This is a genomic window from Streptomyces sp. WELS2 (assembly GCF_013870595.1).
Taxonomy (GTDB): Bacteria; Actinomycetota; Actinomycetes; order Streptomycetales; family Streptomycetaceae; genus Streptomyces.
Map to the genome: position 1 here is coordinate 1 of NZ_JACBWZ010000727.1, position 3,157 is coordinate 3,157.

Below are 3,157 nucleotides of genomic sequence, written 5' to 3' on the forward strand. Positions count from 1 at the left end.
CCCCGCGTTCGCGGTGGACCACCGCATGAACGTGCCGGCCTGGAACGCGCTCGCCGACGCGCTGAGCGGCTACGGCCGGATGACGCCTGCCGAACGGAACGTGCCCCGGCAGCTCTTCCTCGATCCGGGCGCCCGGGAGCTGTACCCCGAGTGGGCGGCGGTGGCCGCGCAGGCGGTGGCCCATCTGCGGGTCGGCGCCGGGCGGTACGCCGACGACGCCGAGTTGTGCGCGCTGGTCGGCGAACTCTCCGTGAAGAGCGAGGACTTCCGCAGGATGTGGGCGGACTACGAGGTCCGGGAGTGCTCCTACGGCGTGAAGCGGATCCGGCACCCGGTCGCGGGCCTGCTGACGCTGCCCTACGAAACCCTGACGGTGCCGTCCCAGCCGGAGCTGACCCTCGTGGTCTACACCCCGGAACCGGGCTCGGAGACGGCGGAGCGCCTCGCCCTGCTGGGGAGTTGGGCCGGCGTCTGACCGCCGGAAGGACTGTCGCGGGGACCGCCGCACCCCCGTTGCCGGGGGGCGGGACGACGGCGGTCCCCGCGAGGGACGCGGGCCGGTCGGGACCGGACGTGCGCGTCCATGGCGTCCATGGAGGTCCGGGAGCCGCTCCGGAGGTCCTGGCGCCGTTCGGCGCCGGCCCGGGCGGGGAGCCGATCCCGCCCTGCCGACGCCCTCCAATCTGCCGGACGCGTGTTAAGCGGGTGCTGCGCGCACGTGACACGCTCGTACCACTTGCGCGAACCCCGGCCCCGCGCCGGACTCGGCTACTTGTTGCCGCCCTTGGCCAGGAAGGCGAGCAGGTCCTGCCGGCTGACCACGCCGGTCGGCTTGCCCTCGACCAGGACGATCGCCGCGTCCGCCTCGCCCAGCACCTGCATCAGGTCGCCGACCGGCTCGCCGGAGCCGACCTGGGGCAGCGGGGAGCACATGTGCTTCTCCAGCGGGTCGTCCAGCGAGGCGCGCTTGCTGAACAGGGCGTCGAGCAGCTCCCGTTCCACCACGGAGCCGACGACCTCGGCCGCCATCACGTCCGGGTGGCCGGCGCCCGGCTTGACGACGGGCATCTGCGAGACGCCGTACTCGCGCAGCACCTCGATGGCCTGGCCGACGGTCTCCTCCGGGTGCATGTGCACCAGGGACGGGATGGAACCGGCGACCTTGTCGCTGAGGACGTCACCGACGCGGGCGCTGGGGCCCTCGTCCTCCAGGAAGCCGTAGTCGGCCATCCACTCGTCGTTGAAGATCTTGCTGAGGTAGCCGCGTCCGCTGTCCGGGAGCAGGACCACCACGACGTCGTCCGGTCCGAGCCGCTCGGCGACCTCCAGCGCGGCCACGACGGCCATGCCGCAGGAGCCGCCCACCAGCAGGCCCTCCTCCTTGGCCAGCCGGCGGGTCATCTGGAAGGAGTCCTTGTCGGAGACGGCGACGATCTCGTCCGCGACCGAGCGGTCGTAGGCGGTCGGCCAGAAGTCCTCGCCGACGCCCTCGACCAGGTACGGCCGGCCCGAGCCGCCGGAGTACACCGAGCCCTCCGGGTCGGCGCCGATGACCTTGACCTTCCCCTCGCTGGCCTCCTTCAGGTAGCGGCCGGTGCCGGAGATGGTGCCGCCGGTGCCGACGCCCGCCACGAAGTGGGTGATCCTCCCCCCGGTCTGCTCCCACAGCTCGGGACCGGTGGAGTGGTAGTGCGAGAGGGGGTTGTTGGGGTTGGAGTACTGGTCGGGCTTCCAGGCGCCCGGGGTCTCACGGACGAGCCGGTCGGAGACGTTGTAGTAGGAGTCCGGGTGCTCCGGCGCCACGGCGGTCGGGCAGACCACGACCTCGGCACCGTACGCGCGCAGCACGTTGATCTTGTCGGTGCTCACCTTGTCCGGGCAGACGAAGATGCACTTGTAGCCCTTCTGCTGGGCCACGATGGCAAGACCGACACCGGTGTTCCCGCTGGTCGGCTCGACGATCGTGCCGCCCGGCTTCAGCTCCCCGCTCTTCTCCGCGGCCTCGATCATGCGCAGGGCGATGCGGTCCTTCACGGAGCCGCCGGGGTTGAAGTACTCCACCTTGGCGAGCACGGTCGCCCGGATGCCCTTGGTCACGTTGTTGAGCCGCACCAGCGGGGTGTTGCCGACGAGGCTGATCATCGAGTCGTGGTATTGCACCGTTGTCTCCGGTCGCTGCAAAAAAGGTGTGTTCGTAGTGGTGTCGCCAGCCTAAGGCCAGCCGCACGGCGCGCGCGGCCGTTCACTCGCCGTTGAGATTGACGCACGGTCCGTACGGGGCAAGGAGTGGGTGTACGGCTACGAGGAGGTGGCGGCGACGCATGACGAGCATGTCGAGGGCGCGGGTGGCCCGGCGCATCGCGGCCGGGGCGGCGTACGGCGGCGGGGGGGCCGGTCTGGTCGGCGCGGCCGTCGTCGGACTGGTGCTGGCGGAGGTGCGGCTGGCCCGGCGGCAGCTGGGCAACGGGCTCAGCGGCCGGGTGCCGGTGGCCGACGGCGTGTACGGGCACGCCTACGAGATCCCGGGCGAACCGCCGCTGCGGCTGGCCCTGCTCGGCGACTCCACGGCGGCGGGGCAGGGCGTGCACCGGGCGGGCCAGACACCGGGGGCGCTGCTGGCCTCGGGGCTGGCGGCGGTGGCGGAGCGCCCGGTGGAGCTGCGGAACGTGGCGGTCACCGGGGCGCGGTCGGACGACCTGGACCGTCAGGTGGGGCTGCTGCTGTCGGCGCCCGGGCCCGTCCCCGACGTGTGCGTGATCATGATCGGCGCGAACGACGTGACCCACCGGATCCCGCCGACCCGGTCGGTACGGCACCTGTCGACGGCGGTACGGCGGCTGCGCACGGCCGGCGCGGAGGTGGTGGCCGGCACCTGTCCGGACCTCGGCACGATCGAGCCGGTGCAGCAGCCGCTGCGGTGGCTGGCCCGGCGGGCGTCCCGGCAGCTGGCGGCGGCCCAGACGATCGGGGTGGTGGCGCAGGGCGGGCGCACGGTGTCGCTGGGGGATCTGCTCGGGCCGGAGTTCGAGGCGAATCCGCGGGAGTTGTTCGGGCCGGACAACTACCACCCGTCGGCGGAGGGGTACGCCACGGCGGCGATGGCCATCCTGCCGACGGTGTGCGCGGCGCTGGGGCTGTGGCCGGCGGAGGAGGACCG

2 protein-coding genes and 1 pseudogene are annotated in these 3,157 nt (G+C 72.8%); 2 read left to right on the plus strand and 1 reads right to left on the minus strand.

Translation table 11 applies throughout. The features are described 5' to 3' along the window. A pseudogene (locus tag H5J33_RS28825) lies at positions 1 to 475 on the plus strand (transcriptional regulator); the annotation flags it as partial. Between the two features lie 293 nt (positions 476 to 768). On the opposite strand, the gene H5J33_RS28830 reads toward H5J33_RS28825, so the two are convergent. Then, positions 769 to 2,160: a cystathionine beta-synthase gene (locus H5J33_RS28830; RefSeq protein WP_181797756.1), complete on the minus strand. Its 1,392-nt coding sequence runs from the start codon at positions 2,158 to 2,160 to the stop codon at positions 769 to 771. Between the two features lie 161 nt (positions 2,161 to 2,321). Here H5J33_RS28830 and H5J33_RS28835 point away from each other — a divergent pair. After that, a partial coding sequence (locus H5J33_RS28835) for an SGNH/GDSL hydrolase family protein (RefSeq protein WP_181797757.1) occupies positions 2,322 to 3,157 on the plus strand: 836 nt, incomplete at its 3' end.